Genomic DNA, 255 nt, shown 5'->3' on the forward strand with positions numbered 1-255 from the left:
GTAATGCGTTGCATCCCCACCCTCTAGCGATGGAGCGCTTATGACGACCATTTCCGCCGCAACATCAATTTCTTCCTATTCCTATAGCAAGAATTCGACGTCAGCATCCCAGGACGCCCTATCCTGTAATACGATTTCGGCAAAAAAATCAACCACAACCCAGCAGCTCGACGAAGACGCGACCAACAGTGCCGAGAAACTCATGTCGCAGTTGATGTCGCTGACGATGAACGGCCTCGCCGGTCAGTCCGGCTC

At 52.9% G+C, this 255-nt stretch carries 1 pseudogene; it reads left to right on the plus strand.

What is annotated here, in order from left to right:
• Window positions 1-40: 40 nt before the first annotated feature.
• Window positions 41-255: pseudogene (locus AF337_RS04590) on the plus strand (EF-hand domain-containing protein); the annotation flags it as partial.

The sequence above is a fragment of the Rhizobium ecuadorense genome (assembly GCF_001187535.1).
Taxonomy (GTDB): domain Bacteria; phylum Pseudomonadota; class Alphaproteobacteria; order Rhizobiales; family Rhizobiaceae; genus Rhizobium; species Rhizobium ecuadorense.